The organism is Exiguobacterium sp. s64, from assembly GCF_018618035.1.
In the GTDB taxonomy this organism is placed as follows: Bacteria; Bacillota; Bacilli; order Exiguobacteriales; family Exiguobacteriaceae; genus Exiguobacterium; species Exiguobacterium mexicanum_A.
This window is the reverse complement of sequence record NZ_JACSLH010000006.1, coordinates 161,116-183,956: the sequence shown is the minus strand read 5'-3', so window position 1 is coordinate 183,956 and position 22,841 is coordinate 161,116. Positions and strand designations below refer to the sequence as shown.

Below are 22,841 nucleotides of genomic sequence, written 5' to 3'. Positions count from 1 at the left end.
CGATGAGTTTAAGATATGAACAAGCGGGTGTGAATTTAGAAGCAGGCTATGAAGCAGTATCACGCATGAAGCGTCACGTTGCACGGACGATGCGTCCAGAAGTGATGACCGGGCTCGGCAGTTTCGGGGCGATGATCGACCTCGGCTCGATGCAGTTGAAACATCCGATTCTCGTCAGCGGAACGGATGGGGTCGGCACGAAACTCAAACTCGCGTTCGCGCTCGACCAACATGATACGATTGGAATTGACTGTGTGGCGATGTGTGTCAACGACTGTCTCGTCCACGGGGCCGAACCGCTTTATTTCTTAGACTATATCGCGACCGGCAAGGCAGAACCGGCCAAACTTGAGCGCATCGTCGCAGGGGTCGCCGAAGGTTGCGTCCAAGCGGGCTGTGCCCTCGTCGGAGGCGAGACGGCCGAGATGCCGGGTATGTATCCGGACGGCGAGTACGATATCGCTGGATTCGCCGTCGGTGTCGTCGAGAAGGAAGCACTGATCGATGGACGGACAATCGAAGCGGGGGACATCGTCCTAGGTTTAGCATCATCAGGTGTCCATTCGAACGGATTCTCGCTCGTCCGCCATATCGTCGAGTCGCAAGGGCTCGCCTACACTGATGAGATCGCCATGCTCGATACGACGCTCGGGAACGCCCTTTTGTTGCCGACACGCATCTATTCCGAGGCTGCGAAAGCGGCCATCGCGACGGGGCGTGTCCAAGGCATGGCCCACATCACGGGCGGCGGTTTTTACGAGAACGTGCCACGCATGCTGCCGGAAGGCCTCGGTGTCACATTCGATGCCTCGAATTGGCCGAGCCTGCCGGTGTTCGACTGGCTCGAGCAAGTCGGGCACGTCTCGAAACAAGAGATGTTCAACGTATTTAATATGGGCATCGGCTTCATGATCACGGTCCGGCCTGAAGATGTCGAAATCGTCGAAGCCGCACTCGAACGCGCCGGAGAGACGTCGCACCGTATCGGGAAAGTTGATGCCAAACCGGGCGTCCGCATCATGGGGGTCGACCAGTGAAAAAGTTTGCCATCTTCGCCTCCGGGTCCGGTAGCAACGCCGAAGCGATTTGGCAAGCCATCGACCGAGGCGACTTGTCAGGGGAATGTGTCCTGCTCGTCACGGACAAACCAGAAGCGAAAGTACTCGAGCGGGCGGATCGGTTCAACATCGCGAGCTTCTCGTTCGAACCGAAGGCATATGCGTCAAAAGCGGAATTCGAACAAGAGATTCTCGTCTTGTTACAGACGCTCGGCGCCGACTATATCGTCTTGGCCGGGTATATGCGGTTGATTGGGGACGTATTGCTGTCAGCATATCCGAACCGTATTATCAACATCCATCCGTCGCTCTTACCGGCGTTCCCTGGAAAAGACGCCATCGGTCAGGCGCTCGCGGCGAACGTGCCGACGAGCGGTGTCACCGTTCATTACGTCGATGCCGGGATGGATACGGGACCAATCATCGCCCAACAAGACGTCGCCATCGCAGGCTGTGATGCGGCCGAAGCGGCAAGACGCATCCAAGCGGTCGAGCATCAGCTCTATCCGCACGTACTACAACAAGTGTTTATCCAACAGGAGGTTTTCAAGTGAGAGCATTACTGAGTGTGTCAGATAAAACAGGAATCGTCGAGCTCGCGCAGGCGTTGCATGAAGCAGGCATCGAACTCATTTCGACAGGCGGGACGGAAGCGGCGCTCATCGCGGCCGGTCTTCCCGTAAAAAATATCTCGGAAGTGACATCGTTCCCAGAGATGCTCGACGGTCGCGTGAAGACGCTCCATCCGCTCGTACATGGCGGACTTCTCGGACGCCGCGATTTAGATTCGCACGTCGAACAGATGAAAGACCACGACATCGAGCCAATCGACTATGTCGTCGTCAACTTGTACCCGTTCAAAGAAACGATTGCGAAAGAGAACGCGACGTATGATGAAGCGATTGAGAATATCGATATCGGCGGACCAAGCATGCTCCGTTCGGCCGCGAAAAACCATGCCAGCGTGACGGTCGTCGTCGACCCGGCCGACTACGGTCATGTGGCCGAAGCGGTTCGTGCCGGCGGGACGACGTTCGAAACACGTCAACGTCTTGCCACAAAAGCGTTCCGTCACACGGCGGCGTATGACGCCTTGATTGCCGACTATTTAGGGCAGCAGATCGGCGAGACGTTCCCGGAACAGCTCACGGTCACGTATGAGAAAGTACAAGACCTCCGTTACGGGGAAAACCCGCACCAGCAGGCAGCGTTTTATAAGACGCCGCTCTATCACGGGATGACACTCGCGAACGCGGAGCAGCTCCATGGCAAAGAACTCTCATATAACAATATCCAAGATACGAATGCGGCGCTCGAGGCGCTCAGCGAATTGACGGAGCCGGCAGCGGTCGTCGTCAAACATATGAACCCATGTGGTGTCGCTGTCGGACAGACAATCAGCCAAGCGTTCTCAAGAGCCCATGCGGCCGATCCGGTCTCGATTTTCGGTGGCATCGTCGCCTTGAACCGTGAAGTCGATGTGGAGACGGCAGAGGCCCTCCGTAACATCTTCCTAGAAATCATCATCGCGCCATCCTTTAGTGAGGCAGCACTTGACCGATTGAAAGAGAAAAAGAATCTTCGGTTATTGACGCTTGATATGGGCCAGATGACAGGGATGCGCTTGACAGCCGTCGCGGGCGGTCTCCTCGTACAAGATGGGGACGACGTCACACTCGATGATGCGTCATGCCAAATTGTGACCGACCGTCGCCCGACGGCGTCTGAATGGGAAGACTTGAAACTTGCGTGGCGTGTCGTTAAACACGTGAAATCAAACGCCATCGTCGTCGCCAAAGACGAGACGACAATCGGCATCGGAGCGGGACAGATGAACCGCGTCGGCGCGGCGAAAATCGCTTTCGAACAAGCAGGTGAACGTGCTACGGGTGCCGCGCTCGGTAGCGATGCATTCTTCCCGATGGGGGACACGGTCGAAGCCGCAGCCGCAGCCGGGATCACGGCCATCATTCAACCAGGCGGATCAATTCGTGACGAGGAGTCGATTGAAGCGGCGAACCGTCACGGCATCACGATGGTGTTCACGTCAGTTCGACACTTCAAACATTGAGAGGAGCGATAAGATGAACGTACTCGTCATTGGACGCGGCGGGCGTGAGCACGCGCTCGCTTGGAAGTTGAGACAAGACGGACATGAGGTGTTCGTCGCTCCGGGTAATCTTAATATGGGCGACGTGACGTGTGTACCAATCGAAGAGACAGATGTCTCTGACCTCGTCGAGTTTGCGAAACGCGAGGCGGTTGACTGGACGATCGTTGGTCCAGAGTCGGCCCTCATGGCCGGTGTCGTCGATGTGTTTCAAGCTCAAGGACAAAAAATCTTCGGACCGACGAAGGCGGCGGCGTTGCTTGAAGGCAGTAAAGCGTTCGCGAAAGAAGTGATGCGCGAAGCCAATATCCCGACCGCAGGGTACGACACGTTCACCGACGCCGAGTCAGCGCTCCGACATATCGATCAACTCGAAGCACCGCTCGTCGTCAAAGCGGACGGACTTGCCGCCGGTAAAGGGGTGACCGTCGCGTTCACACTTGAAGAGGCGAGAGCAGCCATCCATGACATTTTCGATACCGATAAGTTCGGGGACCAATCACGTGTCGTCATCGAAGAGTTTTTGGATGGAGAAGAGTTTTCGCTCATGGCGTTCGTCTCTGGGGAGCACGTTATCCCGATGATCACGTCACAAGATCATAAGCGTGCCTATGACGGAGACGCAGGACCGAACACGGGCGGCATGGGCGCCTACAGTCCGATGCCTCACTTGGATGATGTTGTGTATAAGGAAGCCGTCGAACGCGTCCTCTTCCCGCTGGCGCGGACGATGGTCGAGCGGGGCACACCGTTCGAAGGGTTCTTGTATGCGGGCCTCATCTTGACGGCGGATGGTCCGAAAGTGATCGAGTTCAACGCTCGATTTGGCGATCCCGAGACCGAGGTCATTCTCCCGAACTTGGCATCTCCTCTCCTCGGCGTCATTGAGGCGGTCGTGGACCAAAAACCGTATCCGATTGAATGGGTAGAAGGCTATACGATTGGAGTCGTCGTCGCGGCAGAAGGCTATCCTGATCGAGCGACGACCGGCCAGGTACTGTCAGGCTTCGGCGACTTGCCAGACGATGTGCTCGTGTTTCATGCGGGGACGACCCGGGACGGGACCCACATCATCGGTAACGGAGGGCGATTGTTCGTCCTCACGTCGACGAAACCGACGTTGCTTGAAGCGAAGACGGCCGTCTATACGGCACTCGAACAACTTGATTTGCCACAGACGTTTTACCGGCGTGATATCGGAGGGCGGGCGTTGGCTCAGATTTTTTAAAGGATGGGTCAACCCGTCCTTTTTTTCATGCGAAAAGAAGGGAATCCGTACTTCCTGCTCTACAATAATGGAGTAGATTGAAGGAAGAAGGTGGTCGACGTGCGCATTCGGACGAAGCTCATGATTGCGGTGGCCGTGAATATAATTGTATTTGTCGGTGTCATCTTTTTTGGGGTACGACCATATTTCATCGAGAAAAGCATGGAGCAAGATCGTCAAACGGTCGAGAGTCAAATCGCGAGCGTATCTGAGACGCTCGCCAATCGGAAGAGCACACTCGAACGCACACTCATCGACTGGGCTGTCTGGAATGATACGTACACGTTCGTGCAGCGACGAAATGCCGCTTATATCCAAAGTAACATCAGTGAAGAGTCGCTCGAGAACTTGAGCGTCAACGCTATCGTCTATTTGGACAGCGAGGGGGAAGCTTTCTACTCGGCGTTTCGTTCGACAGACATGTCTTTGTCGAAAGCCGACCAACAAGCGATCATCCGGGAGGTTACCTCTCGCTTGACCAATCGGAGCGATGCACAGAACGGCATATACGCGAGTGATTTTGGCCCGATGTTATATATCAGCCATCCGATTCTACGAAGTGACAGTAGTGGACCACGACAAGGAACGCTCATCATGCTCGAATTCGTCGATTCGACGGTCATGGCAGATATAAGTGCCCAGACGAAGATACCATTGACAATTCAGCCGGCTCGTCTAGAAGAGACAATCATCAAGAGCGGGACGGATGGGACCGATGTGGTGATCCCACTCGACACGGTGTTTCAGCAAGCGGATTATGAAGTTGGTTTCACCGTCGCGCAAACGCACTACGAAAATACGGTCACGATGTTGCGGCTCGGCATGCTCGCGCTCGTCATCCTCGGGTTCGGTCTGTTCTTCTCTTTGTTATGGACGATTCACCGGGTCGTGATTCGGCGGCTGATGGAGATCGTGAGTGAGTTGAAGATCATCACACTAGAGCGGGACAGCCGACTCCGCCTCAGTCGGGACGCGCACAGCCACGACGAAATCGAACAGATGGCGACGAGTATGAACGAGGTGCTCGCGGCACTCGAAGATACGCGCGCCGAAGTGATCGACCGGGCGTTCCGAGACGCATTGACGCTTCTTCCGAACCGGCTCGCGCTAGAAGATTATTTCTCGACCGTGCGTGGAAAGCAGGAACGGATCGGAGTGCTCGGATTGGATTTGGATGACTTCCGCCGGATCAACGACCAATACGGACATCGGACGGGTGATTCTGTTCTCATCTATCTCGCCTCACGGCTCAACTTCTATAAAGAAGACGGGTTCGTCGCTCGCATCGGTGCCGATGAGTTCATGCTCGTCCATCCGGGCTGGACACTTGACCAGCTCCAACCGGTCGCCCGGCACTTGACGAAAGACTTGAAGGACTGGGCCCATGTCAACGGTGTGAAAGGGATGGCGGCGACAATCGGCATCGATGTGTTCACCTATGCCGAGCCGCAACACACGTATGAGGTCATGATGGGGCGGCTCGACGTGGTCATTCACGAAGCGAAACTGTCAGGGAAGAACCGTGTCTTGACGTTCCAAGAAATCGAGGACGGGAGCCATTATTTGCAGACGCTCGAGATGGAACGCGATTTGCGCCATGCCCTCGAACATGATGAGTTTGAACTGTATTATCAGCCGATCGTATCGCCACGGCCGTTTGCAGTACGGGGAGTCGAGGCGCTCATTCGCTGGAATCATCCGGGCAAAGGTCAGATTTCCCCTGGCCTGTTCATCCCAGTCGCCGAGCAGCTCGGCCTTATCTCGGACTTGGGACGCTGGGTGCTCGTACAGGCGGTCACGGAGATGAAGGATCATGTGGAACGACATCACTTGTTCCTCTCGATCAACGTATCGAAACGCCAAATCGCCGACGGGTCGTTTTTAGCTTCATTGGAACACGTGCTGACCGAAACGGGATTTGACCCTCATCGCCTTCATGTCGAAATCACCGAGAGTGAGGTCGGCGGGAATCTGTATGAGCTTCAGCAGTTCATTCACGCGCTCAAAGCGATCGGCGTCAAAATCTCGCTCGATGACTTTGGTGTCGGGACATCGTCGCTCTCGTTCTTGCAGTCGCTTCAACTCGATATTATTAAAATCGATCAAAACTTTGTCAAAGGGATTCCCGAGAACACGTTCGACCGGGCCTTGCTTGAAGGGTTATATCAAACGTTCCATACACTCGGTCTCGATATCGTCACGGAAGGTGTGGAGCGTCCGGAGCAGCTCGCGTTCGTGCTCGAACATAGCAGTTCGCTCATCCAAGGTTACCATTACAGCAAACCGGTTCCGCTGGCACAACTTGAGCATTACTTGAAGAAAACGGTCACGATGTATGACTGGTGAAGACACTTCCTGCGGGAGGTGTCTTTATTTGTGTGAATTTCATGTGAATTCCGTTACAATTAGCAACATAACTTGCGACCCTTTCATAGAAAATGTAAACTTGAAACAGATGAAAGAAAACGCTTACAAAATTATTGTCTGATAATAATGGCGAGGCGATTAAGGGAGGATTGGGTTCGATGCCAACAAAACGATCGGCGCGGGCACCGTGGTCTAAAGCGATGATTCGGTCACAACTAGAAGTCGTGAGCCAAGTCAGGCCACCTTCGCTCGTATTGACGAATGCCACGTACTTGAACATGTACGTGAAGCAGTGGAAACAAGCAAATATTTGGATCGAGCATGACCGGATCGTCTATGTCGGGCCAGATGTACCGAAAGCGGCCGTCGAGACGGTGGACGTATCCGGAAAATATATCGTGCCTGGCTATATCGAGCCACATGCGCATCCATTCCAACTTTATAATCCGGCGACGCTGTCGAAGTATGCAGGCGAGCGTGGGACGACGACGCTCGTGAATGACAACATGCTTCTTTTTTTACAAAATAAGGAGCAAGCGTTTGCGCAACTCGATGCGATCCAACAGCTTCCGACGAGCACATATTGGTGGGCGCGTCTCGATACACAGACCGAGCTCGACCGGGACAGTGTCCTTGTCGATTCCGAGCGGATTCACGACTGGTTCAATCATCCGGACGTCATCATGGCCGGTGAATTGACGGCATGGCCGCGCACGTTGAAAGGCGATGACGAGATGTTGCAGTGGATGCTCGACGCGGAGACGTGCGGGCTCCCGGTCGAAGGACATTTCCCGGGTGCCTCGGCGAAGACGTTGACGAAGATGGCGCTGATGGGTGTTCACAGCGACCATGAAGCGATGGCAGCCGAAGAAGCGCTCTGCCGGCTCGAACACGGCTATACGACGACACTCCGTCATTCTTCGATTCGTCCTGACCTTCCGGGACTCATCCGTGGTCTGCTCGACGCCGGACTCGAGGCGTTCGATCATGTGATGGTCACGACAGACGGGTCGACGCCAGGATTTTATCAAGACGGGCTGCAAGACGCGCTTATCAAGATCATGATTGAGGCCGGATTGCCGCCGATTGAGGCGTACCGCATCGTGTCATTGAACGTGGCGCGACACTTTGGGCTCGATCACGTCCTCGGTTCGATTGCGCCGGGACGCATCGCCCATCTCAATATTCTTGATGCGATCGACGAGCCGCGCCCGTCCGCCGTCATCGCCAAAGGACAATGGATTTACCGGGACGGGGCATCGTTGTTCCCGAACGAGCTCGTCGATGCGGCGCTCGCGCTCATGCCGTCGACGGACGTCGACATCGAACTGACGCCGAACGATCTGTCGTTCAGCATGCCTGTCGGGCTCGATATGGTCAACTCGGTCATCATGAAACTGTTCAAAATCTCGCACGACACCGGTCAAGACGAATTGCCACGTGACGGGGACGAGTCGTTCCTCATGCTGCTCGATAAAGAAGGAAAATGGCGACTCAATACGGTGCTGAAAGGATTCGCCCACGACTTTGGCGGGCTCGTCAGCTCGTATTCGATTAGTGGCGACTACTTAATCTTAGGGAAATGTAAACAAGACATGCTGACGGCGTTCGAGCGGATGAAACAGCTCGGCGGCGGTATCGTCCTCGTCGACCGTGGTGAGATTATCGCGGAAATTCCGCTCCCGCTCTGTGGCATGACGTCGAAGGAGCCGATTGAACAGTTGATTGTCCAGGAAGAAGGGTTGCGGTCCGAGCTGCTCACGCGTGGTTACAAGTTTGAAGACCCAATCTATACGCTCTTGTTCTTGGCGTCGACGCACTTGCCATATGTGCGGGCCACACCGCTCGGAATTTACGAAGTGATGAAGAAACAAATACTATTTCCGGCAATTTTGCGATGAACAGTTGAGTCCGAGCCGGTCGTGCTTTAGAATGATAAAGAAGTACGATGAGAGAGGATGCTTGCGGATGCAACTCGATAAATTACGAGGACGAGAGCTCGATCAGCTGTTTGAGGCGATTTTGAAGCTCGATACACTCGAAGATTGTTATCAACTATTTGAAGATTTAGCGACCGTGAACGAAGTGCAGGCGCTCGCCCAACGGCTAGAAGTGGCCCGCCAAATTCGTGAAGGTAGCACGTACCATAAAATTGAAGAAGCGACAGGAGCTTCGACGGCCACGATTTCCCGCGTCAAGCGTTGCTTGAACTACGGGTCAGGCGGCTATGATCTTGCCCTTGAACGTCTACAACAATCAGAAGGTGACTCGTAAGAGTCATCTTGTTTTTGATGGGAGAGGAGGGGCGAGATGCAAGACAATTTTATGAAGCGAAATTTACAGCTGTTCTTTCGGAAGTTGACACCGGTCCAGACACTCGTGTTGATTTATAGCGCGGCGGTCGTGTTGGCCGTCATTTTGCTCGCTTTACCGATTGCGCGACAACCGGGCGTCACCATCACGTTCACCGATCTCGTCTTTTTCGCGGTCAGCTGTGTCAGTGTCACCGGCTTGACGCCAATCGTCGTGACGGATACGTTTTCGACGTTCGGGCTGTTCATCATCCTGTTCATCGTTCAAGTGAGCGGGGTCGGTCTGATCAGTTTGCACGTCATCATGTGGATCTTGCTCGGGAAGCGGATTGGCTTTCGCGAGCGGCAGCTGATTTTACGGGACCAGAACCAGACGTCGATGGCAGGGATTATCAAATATATCACTGAGATTGTCATCACCGTTATCACGATTGAAGCGGTCGGTGCGGTGTTGCTTGGGGTCCATTACTTAAATTACTTTGATACGGCCAACGAAGCGTTCCTGCAAGGCCTGTTCGGCTCAATCAGTGCGACGACGAACGCCGGGTTCGATATCACCGGCAGTTCGCTCGCACCGTTCCGGGAAGACCCGTTCGTTATCTTTACGCAAATCGCGCTCATGACCGGTGGTGCCATCGGTTTCCCGGTCCTCGTCGAGATTCGCACATATTTGACGAACCGCATTATGCGAAAACGCGAGAATTTCCCGCGCCGCTTCTCGTTGTTTACGAAATTGACGGTATCGACGTTTTTCATCTTGATTGCGGTCGGGACCGTCGGCTTGTTTCTATTTGAATACAATAACGCCTTCAAAGAATTACCGCTCTGGCTCGCGCTCTCGGATTCCTTGTTCCAGTCCGTGACGACGCGAAACGGCGGCTTGTCGACGGTCGACGTCAACTTGTTCTCAGAAGGCAGTATGTTGCTCTTGTCGATTCTGATGTTCATTGGGGCGTCCCCGTCCTCGGTCGGTGGAGGGATTCGGACGACGACGTTCGCCGTCGCCGTGCTCGGGGTCATCGCATTCATTCGCGGGGACTCGTCCATCAAAATCTTCGGACGCGAGATCGTGCTCGAGGATATTTGGAAAGCGTTCGTCATCATCACGGTATCACTCGCCGTCCTGCTCACCGGGGTCATGGTGCTCACTTTCTTTGAACACGCATCGCTCACCCGCATCTTGTTCGAGGCGTGCTCGGCGTTCGGGACGACCGGTTTGTCGGTCGGTCTGTCGGCAGAGTTCAGTAACGTTGGAAAATGGGTACTCACGATTTTAATGTTCATCGGTCGAATCGGTGTCATCGCCTTCATCTTGATTTTGCAGCGGAGACAGCCGAAACGGATGTACAACTATCCGAAAGAATCAATCATCTTAGGCTAAGGAGCTCAGATCATGAAGGCTTTTTGGATCAATTTTGGTTACGTGTTCGCCGTCCCGGTCTTGCCGTTCATCGCGGTCGTGAACGGAACGGCGCTCTGTTCGCCCGATTCACCGTTACTTGAGATTCCAGTGCTCGGCTTCTTTTTGGCCAACCCGCTCTGGTTCATCCCGGTGTACGGATTGTTCGCACTCGTCGTCGCCAAATGGATGACGGGACGCGAACAAAAGACGCACGCCAGACGTGCTTGAGACTTGCCTCGGCAAGTCTTTTTTTGTTCAACAGATGCAAGCGACGGGAAAAATCGCTACACTAGAGAAGGTATCAAATGGGAGGGAAGCCGAATGGATTTTCAATCGTGGCGCCACGTGTTTAAACTTGATCCGAATAAACCGCTCGATGATTCGGCGCTCGTGGCGCTCATCCGTTCGGGCACGGACGCTTTCCTCATCGGCGGGACGGACGGGGTCGACGCCGAGAACACGTTCGCGCTCTACACTCGTCTCGAAGGGTGCGGCATCCCGCTCGCACTCGAGATGAGCCATCCCGAGCAAGTGATTCGCGGCTTCGACCATTATTTCATCCCGACCGTATTGAACGCGGGCACTGTGGATTGGATCATCGGTCATCAAACAAAGGCGTTCGAACGATACGGACACTTGTTTCATGCGGATGTGACCGGGCAAGGCTATATCGTCTTGAATCCGGACGCGAAAGTGGCCCAGGTGACCGAGGCGAAGACCGATCTGTCCATCGAGGCGACGGTTGCCTATGCGGAAGCCGGTCATCGCTTGTTCCGCTTGCCTTCGCTTTACGTGGAGTATAGCGGCACGTTCGGGTCGGTCGAACTCGTCCAAGAATTACGGCTGGCCGTGCCGGACGCCCATCTGTTTTATGGGGGCGGTATCACCGGATATGAGTCGGCCCGAATGATGGCAGAACATGTGGATACGATCGTCGTCGGCAATGTGATTTATGACAATTTCGAAGGAGCGCTTGCGACTGTCGCAGCACTCCGATAAAATAAGAACAAATGTTTGGATAGAGAAAGGAAACGATTATGTATAACTTGAGTGAAGAACTAGTCAAAGGCATGAACCCTCCGCAAGCGGAGGCGGTCAAATATACGGACGGCCCGTTGCTCATCATGGCAGGGGCGGGGTCTGGGAAAACACGTGTCTTGACGCATCGCGTCGCGTACTTGATGGCGTCGAAACAGATCGCGCCGTGGAACATTCTCGCGATTACGTTCACGAATAAAGCGGCCCGTGAGATGAAAGACCGGATCGCCCGCCTCGTCGGCGGTGTCGCGGACGATATTTGGATTTCGACGTTCCACTCGATGTGCGTCCGGATTTTGCGCCGCGACATCGATCGCATCCGCTATGACCGGAACTTCTCGATTCTCGATTCATCCGATCAGTTGACGGCAATCAAGCAAGTGCTCAAAGAGCTGAACCTTGACCCGAAAAAATATGAGCCGCGGACGCTCCTCGGCATGATCTCGAACCATAAGAACGAACTCCGTACGCCGCAAGACGCGGCTGGACTCGTCGGTAACAACCCATACGAGAAAGTCATCTCGGACGTCTATACGGCGTATGAGAAAAAGTTGAAGCAAAACAACGTGCTCGACTTTGATGACTTGATCATGAAGGCGATTCAGTTGTTCCAAGAAGCGCCGGACGTGCTCGCGTTTTATCAGAAGAAGTTCCAATACATCCACGTCGACGAGTATCAAGATACGAACCGGGCCCAATATACGCTCGTTAAACTGCTCGCGCAAGCGCATGAGAACTTGTGTGTCGTCGGTGACTCGGACCAGTCGATCTATCGCTGGCGCGGGGCCGATATCGCCAATATCTTGACGTTTGAGAAAGATTACCCGAGTGCGCACGTCATCTTGCTCGAACAAAACTATCGGTCGACGAAACGGATTTTGGAAGCGGCGAACGGTGTCATTCAAAACAACTCGAGCCGAAAAGATAAGAAGCTATGGACCGAGAACGTCGAAGGGGAGAAACTGCTCCTTCACGTCGCCTCAGATGACCGGGATGAAGCGTTCTTTATCATCAATCAGATGAAAGAACTCCGCCAAGAGGGTGTCGATTACGGCGAAATGGCCGTTCTGTATCGGACGAACGCTCAATCGCGTGGACTTGAAGAGATGCTGCTCAAGTCGAACATCCCGTATAAGATGGTCGGCGGGACAAAGTTCTATGAACGAAAAGAAATCAAAGACATCTTGGCGTATTTGCGCTTAATCGCCAACCCGGACGAGGACATCTCCTTCGTCCGTGTCGTCAACGAACCGAAGCGCGGCATCGGCGCCGCGACGGTCGATAAGCTCGGCGACTTCGCCGGGATGCAGGGTGTGTCGCTCATGGAAGCGATTCGTGACATCGAGCTGTCGGGCATTGCCCCACGCACAGCGACGAAGCTTGCCGAGTTCCGTCAATTGATGGTCGATTTGCGTCAAATGGCCGACTACTTGTCGATTTCCGAATTGATTGAAGAAGTGCTGAAGAAGTCAGGCTACGAAGAGATGCTCAAAATCGAGAAGACGCTTGAAGCCGAGAGCCGCCTCGAGAACTTGCAAGAGTTCCTCTCGGTCGCGCAAAACTTCGAGAAAGAGAGCGATGAACAAACGCTCGTCGCTTTCCTGACCGACTTGACGCTCGTCTCGGACCTCGACACGCTCGAAGAAGTCGACGAGTTGCACCAAGTCACGCTCATGACGCTCCACTCGGCCAAAGGGCTCGAGTTCCCAGTCGTCTTCTTGATTGGGATGGAAGAAGGGCTGTTCCCACACAGCCGTGCCTTGAACGATCCGGAAGAGATGGAAGAAGAACGTCGCCTCGCCTACGTCGGGATCACACGGGCTGAGAAACGTCTCTATTTGACGCGGGCCCAGTCCCGCATGTTGTACGGGCGTTTCCAAAACAACCCGGAGTCGCGCTTCTTGCACGAGTTGCCAGAGACGCTCTTGGAGCGTTCGGGCAAAGCGAAGAAGCCGATGCCATGGAATCCGGTCGAGTCACCAGGGAAACTTCCGGTGAACGGCTTCAGTTCGAAACCGAAACCAAAACTCGCCCAGTCGTCCGGCGCCGAATCAATCGGTTGGAACGTCGGGGATAAGGCCAATCATAAAAAATGGGGACAAGGCACGGTCGTACAGACTCGTGGCGAAGGCGACCAGCTCGAACTCGATATCGCCTTCCCGGCCGTTGGCATCAAGCGCCTACTCGCCAAGTTTGCCCCAATCGAAAAAGCGTGAGGTGATTATATGGAGATGGCAGAACGCGTTGAAGCGATTCGTCAAAAGTTAAATCAATACGGGTATGAATATTATGTGCTCGACCGACCGAGCGTCCCGGATGCGGAATACGACCGTCTCATGAACGAATTGATTGAAATCGAGACGGACTATCCGGAACTCCGGAGTCCGGATTCGCCGACGCAACGTGTCGGCGGCGCCCCGCTCGATGCGTTCGTCAAAGTGACGCATGACACGCCGATGCTATCACTCGGCAACGTCTTCTCTAAAGAAGAGCTCGTCGAATGGGTCGAACGGATCGAGAAAGACCTCGGCTACAGTCCGCTGTTCGTCGCCGAGCTCAAGTTCGACGGTCTCGCCGTGTCGCTTAAATACGAGGACGGACGGTTCGTCCGCGGTGCGACGCGCGGTGACGGGACGACCGGGGAAGACATCACACAAAACTTGCGGACGATCCGCTCGATTCCGCTTCGGTTGAACGAGGACGTCACGTTCGAGGTGCGCGGTGAGGCGTACATGCCGAAACGGTCATTCGAACATTTGAACGACGAGCGAGAACGTCTTGGGGAACCTTTATTCGCCAACCCGCGCAATGCGGCGGCAGGTTCGCTCCGACAGCTCGACTCGAAAATCGCGGCGTCGCGGAACTTGGCGTTCTTCGCCTACGGGCTCGTCTCGACGGACGACCGCGTCGCCTCGCATGACGAGTCGCTCGAATATTTGCGCCGTCTCGGCATCGCCGTCAGCCAAGAGTACACGACGTGTCATACGGCTGATGAGTTATGGGACTATATTGAAACGTATGTGACGAAGCGGTCCGAACTGCCGTATGAGATTGACGGTATCGTCATCAAAGTCGCAGCCTACGAAGAACAAGAACAGCTCGGCTTCACGGCGAAGAGTCCGCGTTGGGCCGTCGCCTATAAGTTCCCAGCCGAGGAAGTCGTGACGACGATTGAAGACGTCGACTTCAGTGTCGGGCGGACCGGGAAAGTCACGCCACGCGCACGGTTCGCACCGGTCTCGGTCGCGGGATCGACCGTGACGTATGCGACGCTCCACAACGAGGACTTCATTGTAGAGAAGGACCTCCACATCGGAGACCGTGTCGTCATCAAGAAAGCCGGGGACGTCATCCCGGCCGTCGTCTCGGCGCTCGTCAGTGAGCGTACCGGGGAGGAGACAGAAATCGTCTTCCCGACGCATTGCCCGGCCTGTGAATCTGAACTCGTGCGTTTAGAAGGAGAGGCGGACCACCGCTGCGTCAATCCCGAATGCCCGGCCCAACTGCTCGAAGGGCTGATTCATTTCGTGTCACGCCCGGCGATGAACATCGATGGGCTCGGCGAGAAAGTAATCACACAACTCCACGCGTCCGGGCTCGTTCATAACGTGGCCGACCTGTACCGTCTCGACCGGGACGCGCTCCTCGAGCTCGACCGGATGGGCGAAACGTCGGTGACGAACTTGCTCGCGGCGATTGAGCAGTCGAAACAGAACTCGCTCGAGCGCGTCTTGTTCGCGCTCGGTATCCGCCTTGTCGGACAAAAAGCGGCCGCGTTGATTGCGGAACGGTTCGAGACGATGGAAGCGGTCATGGAGGCCTCGATCGACGACTTGACGTCAATCGATGGCATCGGTACGAAGATGGCTGAATCGATCGTCTTATACTTCGAGAAGCCGGAAGCGCGTGACCTCGTCCGTGACCTCGGCGCGGCAGGTGTCAACCTGACGTTCAAAGGTGCGAAACGACCGGTCGACGCCGATGCGCCGCTCGCCGGAAAGACAGTCGTTTTGACCGGGAAACTGCATGAGATGACACGTGGCGAAGCCGGGAAGCAACTCGAATTGCTTGGTGCGAGCGTCACGGGCAGCGTCAGCAAGAACACCGATCTCCTCGTCGCCGGCGAGAAAGCCGGGTCGAAATTGACGAAAGCCGAGTCGCTCGGCATCGAAGTGTGGGATGAGGCGGCGTTGCTCGCCTTCTTGGCAGAACAATCTTGAAGGAAAGGTCTTCCGTGTGGAAGGCCTTTTTTCATTGACCTAATTTTCAACTGTTTTAGGATGACGGCGGATTCGTGGGAACGTGCGAAGGGTAATGAATAGTATCTACAAATACTTTTTGACACCAAGAACTAACACCACGACTCGCGCACAATCATCCTCTATCCCTCTCCCGTGCCGGAGCGTGTCATCGCAGACATTCGTCACAGTTTGGCAGACACCTTAGAGGAGGGGGACCATTATGCGAAACACTAACCGACGCATCTTTGCACTCATCACATTCGTCCTCGTATTCATTGGCATGTGGGCACCGAATGGCGTTTACGCGAACACGACAATGACACCAACGCCAATTTATGCACAAATTGATTTGAGCCCTGAAGAAATCGAAGCGTACGACGACGCAAGCCTGATTTACGACGACGTGACGTACTACGGGGCGCGTGAATCGTCAACGATTTGGCGGTTCATGGTGGATGCGGCCGACGTTGACGTTACGACCATCGATCAAGTCACGTTATATAATGGTGAGGGCGTTCCTTATTCGTTCCCGGACGCGGTCTATGCATTTCATGTTGAGGAACTTGCGGGCGAGTCGACTGAGCCGGGTGATGACGGGACAGAGACAGTTCCAGACGTTGAAACACCGGTCGAGCCTCCGCTCGTTGAATCAGAGCCATCGCCAGAAGAACCTGTCACAGAAGAAGTGACTGCACCCTCCGCCACCCCAGTAGTTGCCATCGATCAATTGGTGCTCGGTGCCGACGGGCCAATCGAGCGTGTGTTAGGCGGAGATTTAGTGACGTATCGGCTCGTCATCGATGTGACGGGCGCCCCTGTCGAGAATTTTTCCGTATCCAACACGGTCCCGGAAGCGTTGACCGTCGTCGCGGACTCGGTTGAAGTTCTCGGTCCGGAAGGTTCGGTACCCCCGACGACCGTGAGTGGACCACCCGCCTTCGATTGGACGTTTCCGACGATACCGGTCGGGACGACGACAATCCAGTTCGATGTGTTCGCACCAGACGTGACAGATGAGACGGTGGTGACGAATACGTTTTGTATCGGTGTTGAAGGAGCAGATGAATTGATTCCGGCCGAATGTGCCGAGGCGACCGTCACGGTCATACCGAATGAGACGATTGGCCTCGAGGTCGGTAAAGAGGCAAATATTGATCAAGCCGTCGTCGGCGGAGTGATTCCGTATACGTTCGTCATCGAGAACACAGGCGAGACAGCGCTCACGATCACCTCCATCGAAGATGAGTTCTTTAGCGGCGACATCGATGCTGATAAGGTCGAAGCATTCAATGCCGACGTGCGTGAGCAGTTGATGGCGCTCATCGGGGAGAACGGCCTCGCGGCAGGTGAACGCGTCGAGGCGACGGTCAACTTAACAATCCCGAGCGACTATGACCGGACGAACGCTCCTGAGATCGGGAACGTGTTCCGGGTCGGCGCGACCGATTCCTATGGACGGGTCGTCGATGCCGAGAGTCAACAGATCGTCTTATTGAACCAAGCTGATTTCACGGTCACGAAAGTGGCGAGCCCAAGGGCGGTGCACCCGGGCGAGGCGATTCGCTATACGTATACAATCACAAACACGTCGAATGTCACCTTGTACTTTGTCGATGTCATCGATGAATGGACGAGCGGGGCGTTGACGACCAAAGAACAGCGCGAGACGACCGAGACGCTTCGAGACGGCATGCAGGCTCTCGCTGAAGTCGAGAACGGACTCATCCCAGGTGAGGAAGTCGTGCTCGAGATGGAAAAAGTACTCTTGCCATCCTATGATGTGCGAGCGGGCGCAGTATTGACGAACCGGACGACGTTCACGTTCGAGGTCAATCGTGAAGCGCGTGTGTCCCGAACGGCCGAGGCGACGGTGCACGTGAAGCAAAGCCTTCCAAAACCGGGCAACGATAACCGTGATGACCAAGATGAATCGGTTTATGTGCCGGAACCAACGACTCCGGTGACGCCAGACCAAGCGACCCTTCCGATGACCGGCACGACAAAAACGTGGGGAACGGTACTCGGACTCGTCTTGATCGTGCTCGGGCTCTTGTTCGTGACGTATCAGCGCCGTCCATCCACAAAAGCATGATTGCAGGCGCCCTCCGACACGAGTCGGGGGGTGCTTTTCTTTGAATCGGGACTGATTCCGCTTCGACACTTTTTTCGACGGACGATTTTGTTATAATGGACGAAGTGTAACGAATCGAATCATCAAAGGAGTTCAGACATAGATGAAATGGAAACAATTGATTATCCCAGCTCTCGCCGCGACGGTTTTCCTCGGCGGGTGCTCGATGAAAATCCCGATGGGGGAAGAGGATGTCACACCGACGGGTGAAGAGACGGCAGCCGAAGGCGTCACAGAAGCGATTCAAGCGCGTGATTCATATTACCAGATGGTCATTCCATTTAAACCGGCGGCAGCCCGAGGTTTGGCCCAGCGCCAAGTGAGCTCATCGCTCGAACTTGAAGAAGTGGAGCTCGGCCTCATGCGTCACTCGACCGGCGCGTTCAAACCGGAAAACTATGCGTATCAAGAAGGACAGCTGTTGACGAGCGAAGATGTCTCGCGTCTGCTTGGCCGTAAAGACAAGACGGCAGAAGGGCTCGTCCCGCTCAACCCGGCGTATGCGAACGGCACGGCCGAAGTGGCTGAAGACCAATTCGTCGAGGAGAATAAAAAGTCGCCACTCTATTTGGCGTCGCTCGTCGAACAGAACTATATGACGAAAACGGATAACGGCTATCAACTCGGCGGTGTTTCGTTCGCTTTGATTTTGAACCGGGAGTACGTGTTCCAAGCGCCGAATTTCGGTCCGACGTATACGGAAAAGTTGGACGAGAAGAAAGTCATCGCTGAAGGAGAGCGTATGGCGAATGAACTCGTCGCCCAACTGCGCAAGCGCGAGGACTTCAAAGATCTCGATATCAACGTCGCATTGTATATGAAAGCGTCGCAAGGGTCACCGACGCCGGGGAACTATGTCAAATCGGCATTCGTTGGCACGGCTGGCGAGGTGACGGCGAGTGATTGGAAAGATGTCGACGAGACGTATTATTACTTCCCGTCCGCCAAAGCGACGACGGAAGTGCGCGATGACGCTCAAAAATTCTCCCTCTTCAGCGACCGAATCGCTGATGTGTTCCCAGATTTCAGCGGGATGATCGGGAAAGGTTTTTATCAGAACGGGGAATTGTCACGGATTGAGATCGATATTCCGATCCAGTTCTATAGCCGGGCCGAACTCGTCGGCTTCACGCAGCACGTCGTCGGCCTGCTCGAGAACCGCTGGGAATACAACCGGAACGTACCCGTCCGAATCAACGTCACCTCGCTCGGTGGCGAACAAGAAGTGACGATCGTGTTTGAAGAGGGCATGGATAGTCCGAAAGTATATTTCTAACCGATAAGAAGGCATCGTGATGAAACGAATGCCTTCTTTTTTTCGTATGACTAGTAACGAGGAAATTCTTTGACCTTCTTTGACCAAATAGGTAGAATAGACTTAACAGAATCGGGAAAGGGATAGGTGAGGTGAAACGAGATGGCAAAAAACTATTATGATGTCCTTGGCGTGCCGAAGCAGGCATCCGACCAAGACATAAAACGAGCGTATCGAAAGTTGGCAAAACAATACCATCCGGACGTGAATAAAGACTCGGGTGCCCAAGACAAGTTCAAAGCAATCCAAGAGGCTTTTGACGTGTTGAGCGATCCTGACAAAAAAGCGAACTATGACCGTTACGGAAGTCCGGAAGGGCCGACGTTCGGCGGAGGGTACAGCGGTGATGGGCACGGGGAAGGATCGGCCCAATTCGAGGACTTGTTCCGTCAATTCGGCGGTGGGTCACGAACGACGTCGCGCACATTCGGTTTTGAGGATATGTTCGGCAGCTTCTTTGACCAGGCGGTCGAAGAAGACCTCGATGAGACGGTCCGAGTCAATGTCCCGCTCAGTCAATTGACGAGTGAGGCCAAAGTGAGCCTGCGCCTACAGACGGGGACGGTCAACGTCAAAATCCCGCAAGGCGCCCATGAAGGACAAAAGCTGCGTCTCAAAGGCAAGAGCAGTAAAGTCGGACAGTCGGGCGATCGAGGCGATGTGTACGTCGAGCTCCACTTCACCGATGACGACACGTACCGGCGCGAAGGGGCGAACGTCATCACCGTCAAACGGTTGCGTCCGCTCGCTTTCCTCGACGGCGCGGAAGTCGTCGTGGCGACACTCGATGGTGGTCGGGTCAAGCTGAAAGTCAAACCGGGGTCGCGGCCTGGTCAACGGATGCGCATCCCGGGACGTGGATTCATGACCGCTTCGAAAGTCCGAACGGATCTATTCGTCCAACTTGAAGTCGATTTGCCGCTAGACGCCGCCCACCGATCTGTTTACGAACAACTCGAACGCTGAGCCTAAGGAGGAAGCAGAATGGATTTCAATCGATTTACCGATAAAGCACATGAAGGCATCGTCAGCTCGCAGGCACTTGCGAAACAGTACCACCATAGCGAGATGAACGAATGGCACGTCTTGGCGTCGATGATCTCACAAACGGACGGCATCGCGCCGCTCCTACTGCAAAAAATGGAACTGAGCGTCGCCGATATCGAGGCCGAGGTCGCGATGGCGCTCAAGAACGCACCGAAACTTCAAACGCCGACGACGCCGATGATCTCGGCCTCGCTGTTGAACGTGTTGACGACGGCGGAACGTGAAGCGACAGGGATGAGCGATGAATACGTCTCGGTCGAGCATATTCTGCTTGGAATCATCATGAACAAGAGTCAAGCACAGAACATGCTCGAACGCAAAGGTGTGACCGAGGAGAGATTGCGTGAGGCACTCGTCGCCGTCCGGGGCAATCGACGGATTACGTCGAAATCACCGGAAGCGACGTATGACGTCTTGACGAAGTATGGACGCGACTTGATCCAAGAAGTGAAGACCGGAAAAATCGATCCCGTCATCGGGCGCGATAGCGAGATTCGGCGTGTCATCCGCATCTTGAGCCGGAAGACGAAAAACAACCCGGTCTTGATTGGGGAACCAGGCGTCGGGAAAACGGCGATCGTCGAAGGGCTCGCCCAACGCATCGTCCGCGGCGACGTGCCGGAGAGCCTGAAAGACAAGACGATTTTCAGTCTCGATATGAGTTCGCTCGTCGCCGGGGCCAAATATCGCGGCGAGTTCGAAGAGCGGCTCCAAGCCGTCTTGAACGAAGTGAAAGAAGAGGAAGGGAAAATCATCCTCTTCATCGATGAACTGCACACGATCGTCGGGGCTGGTAAGTCCGAAGGCGCGATGGACGCCGGGAACATGCTCAAACCGATGCTCGCCCGCGGGGAACTCCACTGTATCGGTGCGACGACACTCGATGAATATCGGCAATATATTGAGAAGGATCCAGCGCTCGAGCGCCGCTTCCAACAAGTGCTCGTCGACGAACCGGACGTCGAAGACACGGTGTCGATCTTGCGTGGATTAAAAGAGCGCTTCGAGATTCACCACGGTGTCCGCATTCACGACAACGCGCTCGTCGCAGCGGCCGTGTTATCGAACCGCTATATCACCGACCGGTTCATGCCGGACAAGGCGATCGACCTCGTCGACGAATCGTGTGCGATGATTCGGACGGAGATGGAATCGATGCCGGCCGAGCTCGATGAACTCGTGCGCCGCGTCATGCAACTCGAAATCGAAGAGGCGGCCCTGAAGAAAGAGAGCGATGATGCCTCGAAGAAACGACTCGATGCGTTGCAGCAAGAACTCGCCTCGATCCGTGAACAGTCGGACGCGCTCCGACTCCGCTGGGAAAACGAGAAAGAGTCGACCCATCGTGTCCAACATATCCGTGGGGATTTAGAAAAAGTGAAACTTGAACTGCAAGAAGCCGAGAGCCGTTACGATTTGAACCGGGCCTCCGAGCTCAAATATGGCCGCATCCCGGAACTCGAGCGCGAGCTTGCAGAAGCAGAGCGGCTCGCTGGTTCGGTGACACGTGAACTCGTCCGGGAAGAAGTGACCGAGGAAGAGATTGCCGAGGTCGTCTCGAAATGGACGGGCATCCCTGTGACGAAATTGACCGAAGGAGAACGAGATAAGTTGCTCAACCTCGAGACGGTACTTCATCAACGCGTCTTCGGACAAGACGATGCGATTCGGCTCGTCAGCGACGCCGTCATTCGGGCTCGGGCCGGCATCAAAGATCCGAACCGTCCGATCGGCTCGTTCTTGTTCCTCGGACCGACCGGTGTCGGGAAGACCGAGCTCGGGAAAGCGCTCGCCGAAGCGATGTTCGACTCGGAGGACCATATCGTTCGCCTCGACATGAGCGAGTATATGGAGAAACACGCTGTGTCGCGTCTCGTCGGGGCACCTCCGGGTTATATCGGCTATGAAGAAGGCGGCCAGTTGACGGAAGCGGTCCGCCGCAACCCGTACTCGGTTCTCCTGCTCGACGAGGTCGAGAAAGCGCACGCCGATGTGTTCAACATCTTGCTGCAACTGCTCGACGATGGTCGCTTGACCGACTCACACGGGCGTGTCGTCGACTTCAAAAACACGATCGTCATCATGACGTCGAATATCGGGGCCGACATCTTGCTCGAAGCGGCGAAAGATGGCGTCATCGATGAGGCGGAAGAACGCCAAGTCATCGAGCGGCTCCGCCGCCACTTCCGTCCCGAGTTTTTAAACCGGGTTGATGAGACGATTTTGTTCCATCCGCTCACGCGGGCTCAAATCGGCCAAATCGTCGAAAAAGCGGTCGCACGCATGGGCAGTCGCTTGACGGCGCGCTCGATTCAAATCGAGATCACGGATGCCGCGAAGGTATTCATCGCCGATGAGGCGTATGAGCCACAGTTCGGGGCCCGTCCAATCAACCGGTACGTACAACGGACGATTGAGACGAAACTCGCCCGTAGCATTCTCGCCGGAGACATCGAGGACGGCCAGACGGTCGTCATCGACGTCGAGAACGACGAGTTGACGCTTCGTCCCGCGACGGTCACTCACTGAATCACAAAAGAGCGCTGGCTGACG

General features: G+C 55.0%; 16 protein-coding genes. All 16 read left to right on the top strand.

What is annotated here, in order from left to right:
- Positions 1 to 2: 2 nt before the first annotated feature.
- Complete coding sequence (purM, locus tag KNP64_RS10745; RefSeq protein WP_214793064.1) at positions 3 to 1,037, top strand: phosphoribosylformylglycinamidine cyclo-ligase; 1,035 nt, start codon at positions 3 to 5, stop codon at positions 1,035 to 1,037.
- Entirely contained in the window at positions 1,034 to 1,612 is a 579-nt protein-coding gene (gene purN, locus KNP64_RS10740; RefSeq protein WP_034781313.1) for a phosphoribosylglycinamide formyltransferase, read from the top strand. Before purM ends, purN begins: the two co-directional genes overlap by 4 nt.
- Positions 1,609 to 3,129, top strand: coding sequence for a bifunctional phosphoribosylaminoimidazolecarboxamide formyltransferase/IMP cyclohydrolase (gene purH, locus KNP64_RS10735; protein ID WP_128123954.1), 1,521 nt, complete (start codon positions 1,609 to 1,611; stop codon positions 3,127 to 3,129). Before purN ends, purH begins: the two co-directional genes overlap by 4 nt.
- 13 nt (positions 3,130 to 3,142) lie before the next feature.
- Complete coding sequence (purD, locus tag KNP64_RS10730; protein WP_128123953.1) at positions 3,143 to 4,396, top strand: phosphoribosylamine--glycine ligase; 1,254 nt, start codon at positions 3,143 to 3,145, stop codon at positions 4,394 to 4,396.
- 99 nt (positions 4,397 to 4,495) lie between these two features.
- Complete coding sequence (locus KNP64_RS10725) at positions 4,496 to 6,781, top strand: putative bifunctional diguanylate cyclase/phosphodiesterase (RefSeq protein ID WP_371815329.1); 2,286 nt, start codon at positions 4,496 to 4,498, stop codon at positions 6,779 to 6,781.
- A 179-nt stretch (positions 6,782 to 6,960) separates the two neighbouring features.
- A complete protein-coding gene (locus tag KNP64_RS10720) occupies positions 6,961 to 8,703 on the top strand; it encodes an adenine deaminase C-terminal domain-containing protein (RefSeq protein ID WP_214793070.1) in 1,743 nt (580 codons plus the stop codon).
- Positions 8,704 to 8,770: 67 nt separating this feature from the next.
- Positions 8,771 to 9,076, top strand: a complete 306-nt coding sequence (locus KNP64_RS10715) for a YerC/YecD family TrpR-related protein (RefSeq protein ID WP_034781303.1) — start codon at positions 8,771 to 8,773, stop codon at positions 9,074 to 9,076.
- 36 nt (positions 9,077 to 9,112) lie between these two features.
- Positions 9,113 to 10,495, top strand: a complete 1,383-nt coding sequence (locus KNP64_RS10710) for a TrkH family potassium uptake protein (protein ID WP_214793073.1) — start codon at positions 9,113 to 9,115, stop codon at positions 10,493 to 10,495.
- A gap of 12 nt (positions 10,496 to 10,507) precedes the next feature.
- Positions 10,508 to 10,744, top strand: coding sequence for a hypothetical protein (locus tag KNP64_RS10705; RefSeq protein WP_138860017.1), 237 nt, complete (start codon positions 10,508 to 10,510; stop codon positions 10,742 to 10,744).
- A gap of 93 nt (positions 10,745 to 10,837) precedes the next feature.
- The gene (gene pcrB / locus KNP64_RS10700; protein ID WP_214793075.1) at positions 10,838 to 11,515 is read left to right on the top strand and encodes a heptaprenylglyceryl phosphate synthase; all 678 of its coding nucleotides are present in this window, start codon (positions 10,838 to 10,840) and stop codon (positions 11,513 to 11,515) included.
- 38 nt (positions 11,516 to 11,553) lie between these two features.
- Positions 11,554 to 13,770, top strand: a complete 2,217-nt coding sequence (gene pcrA, locus KNP64_RS10695) for a DNA helicase PcrA (RefSeq protein WP_214764267.1) — start codon at positions 11,554 to 11,556, stop codon at positions 13,768 to 13,770.
- 9 nt (positions 13,771 to 13,779) lie between these two features.
- Positions 13,780 to 15,774 carry an NAD-dependent DNA ligase LigA gene (gene ligA, locus KNP64_RS10690; protein ID WP_214793078.1) on the top strand — a complete coding sequence of 665 codons (1,995 nt, stop codon included), beginning with the start codon at positions 13,780 to 13,782 and terminating at the stop codon, positions 15,772 to 15,774.
- Between the two features lie 241 nt (positions 15,775 to 16,015).
- Positions 16,016 to 17,887 (top strand): DUF7507 domain-containing protein, encoded by a 1,872-nt coding sequence (locus KNP64_RS10685; RefSeq protein ID WP_214793300.1) that lies wholly within the window; start codon positions 16,016 to 16,018, stop codon positions 17,885 to 17,887.
- 142 nt (positions 17,888 to 18,029) lie between these two features.
- The gene (locus KNP64_RS10680) at positions 18,030 to 19,202 is read left to right on the top strand and encodes a CamS family sex pheromone protein (RefSeq protein ID WP_138860013.1); all 1,173 of its coding nucleotides are present in this window, start codon (positions 18,030 to 18,032) and stop codon (positions 19,200 to 19,202) included.
- A gap of 141 nt (positions 19,203 to 19,343) precedes the next feature.
- Positions 19,344 to 20,207, top strand: coding sequence for a DnaJ C-terminal domain-containing protein (locus KNP64_RS10675; protein WP_214793081.1), 864 nt, complete (start codon positions 19,344 to 19,346; stop codon positions 20,205 to 20,207).
- Between the two features lie 18 nt (positions 20,208 to 20,225).
- Complete coding sequence (gene clpB / locus KNP64_RS10670; RefSeq protein ID WP_214793084.1) at positions 20,226 to 22,817, top strand: ATP-dependent chaperone ClpB; 2,592 nt, start codon at positions 20,226 to 20,228, stop codon at positions 22,815 to 22,817.
- The last annotated feature ends 24 nt before the right edge of the window (positions 22,818 to 22,841 follow it).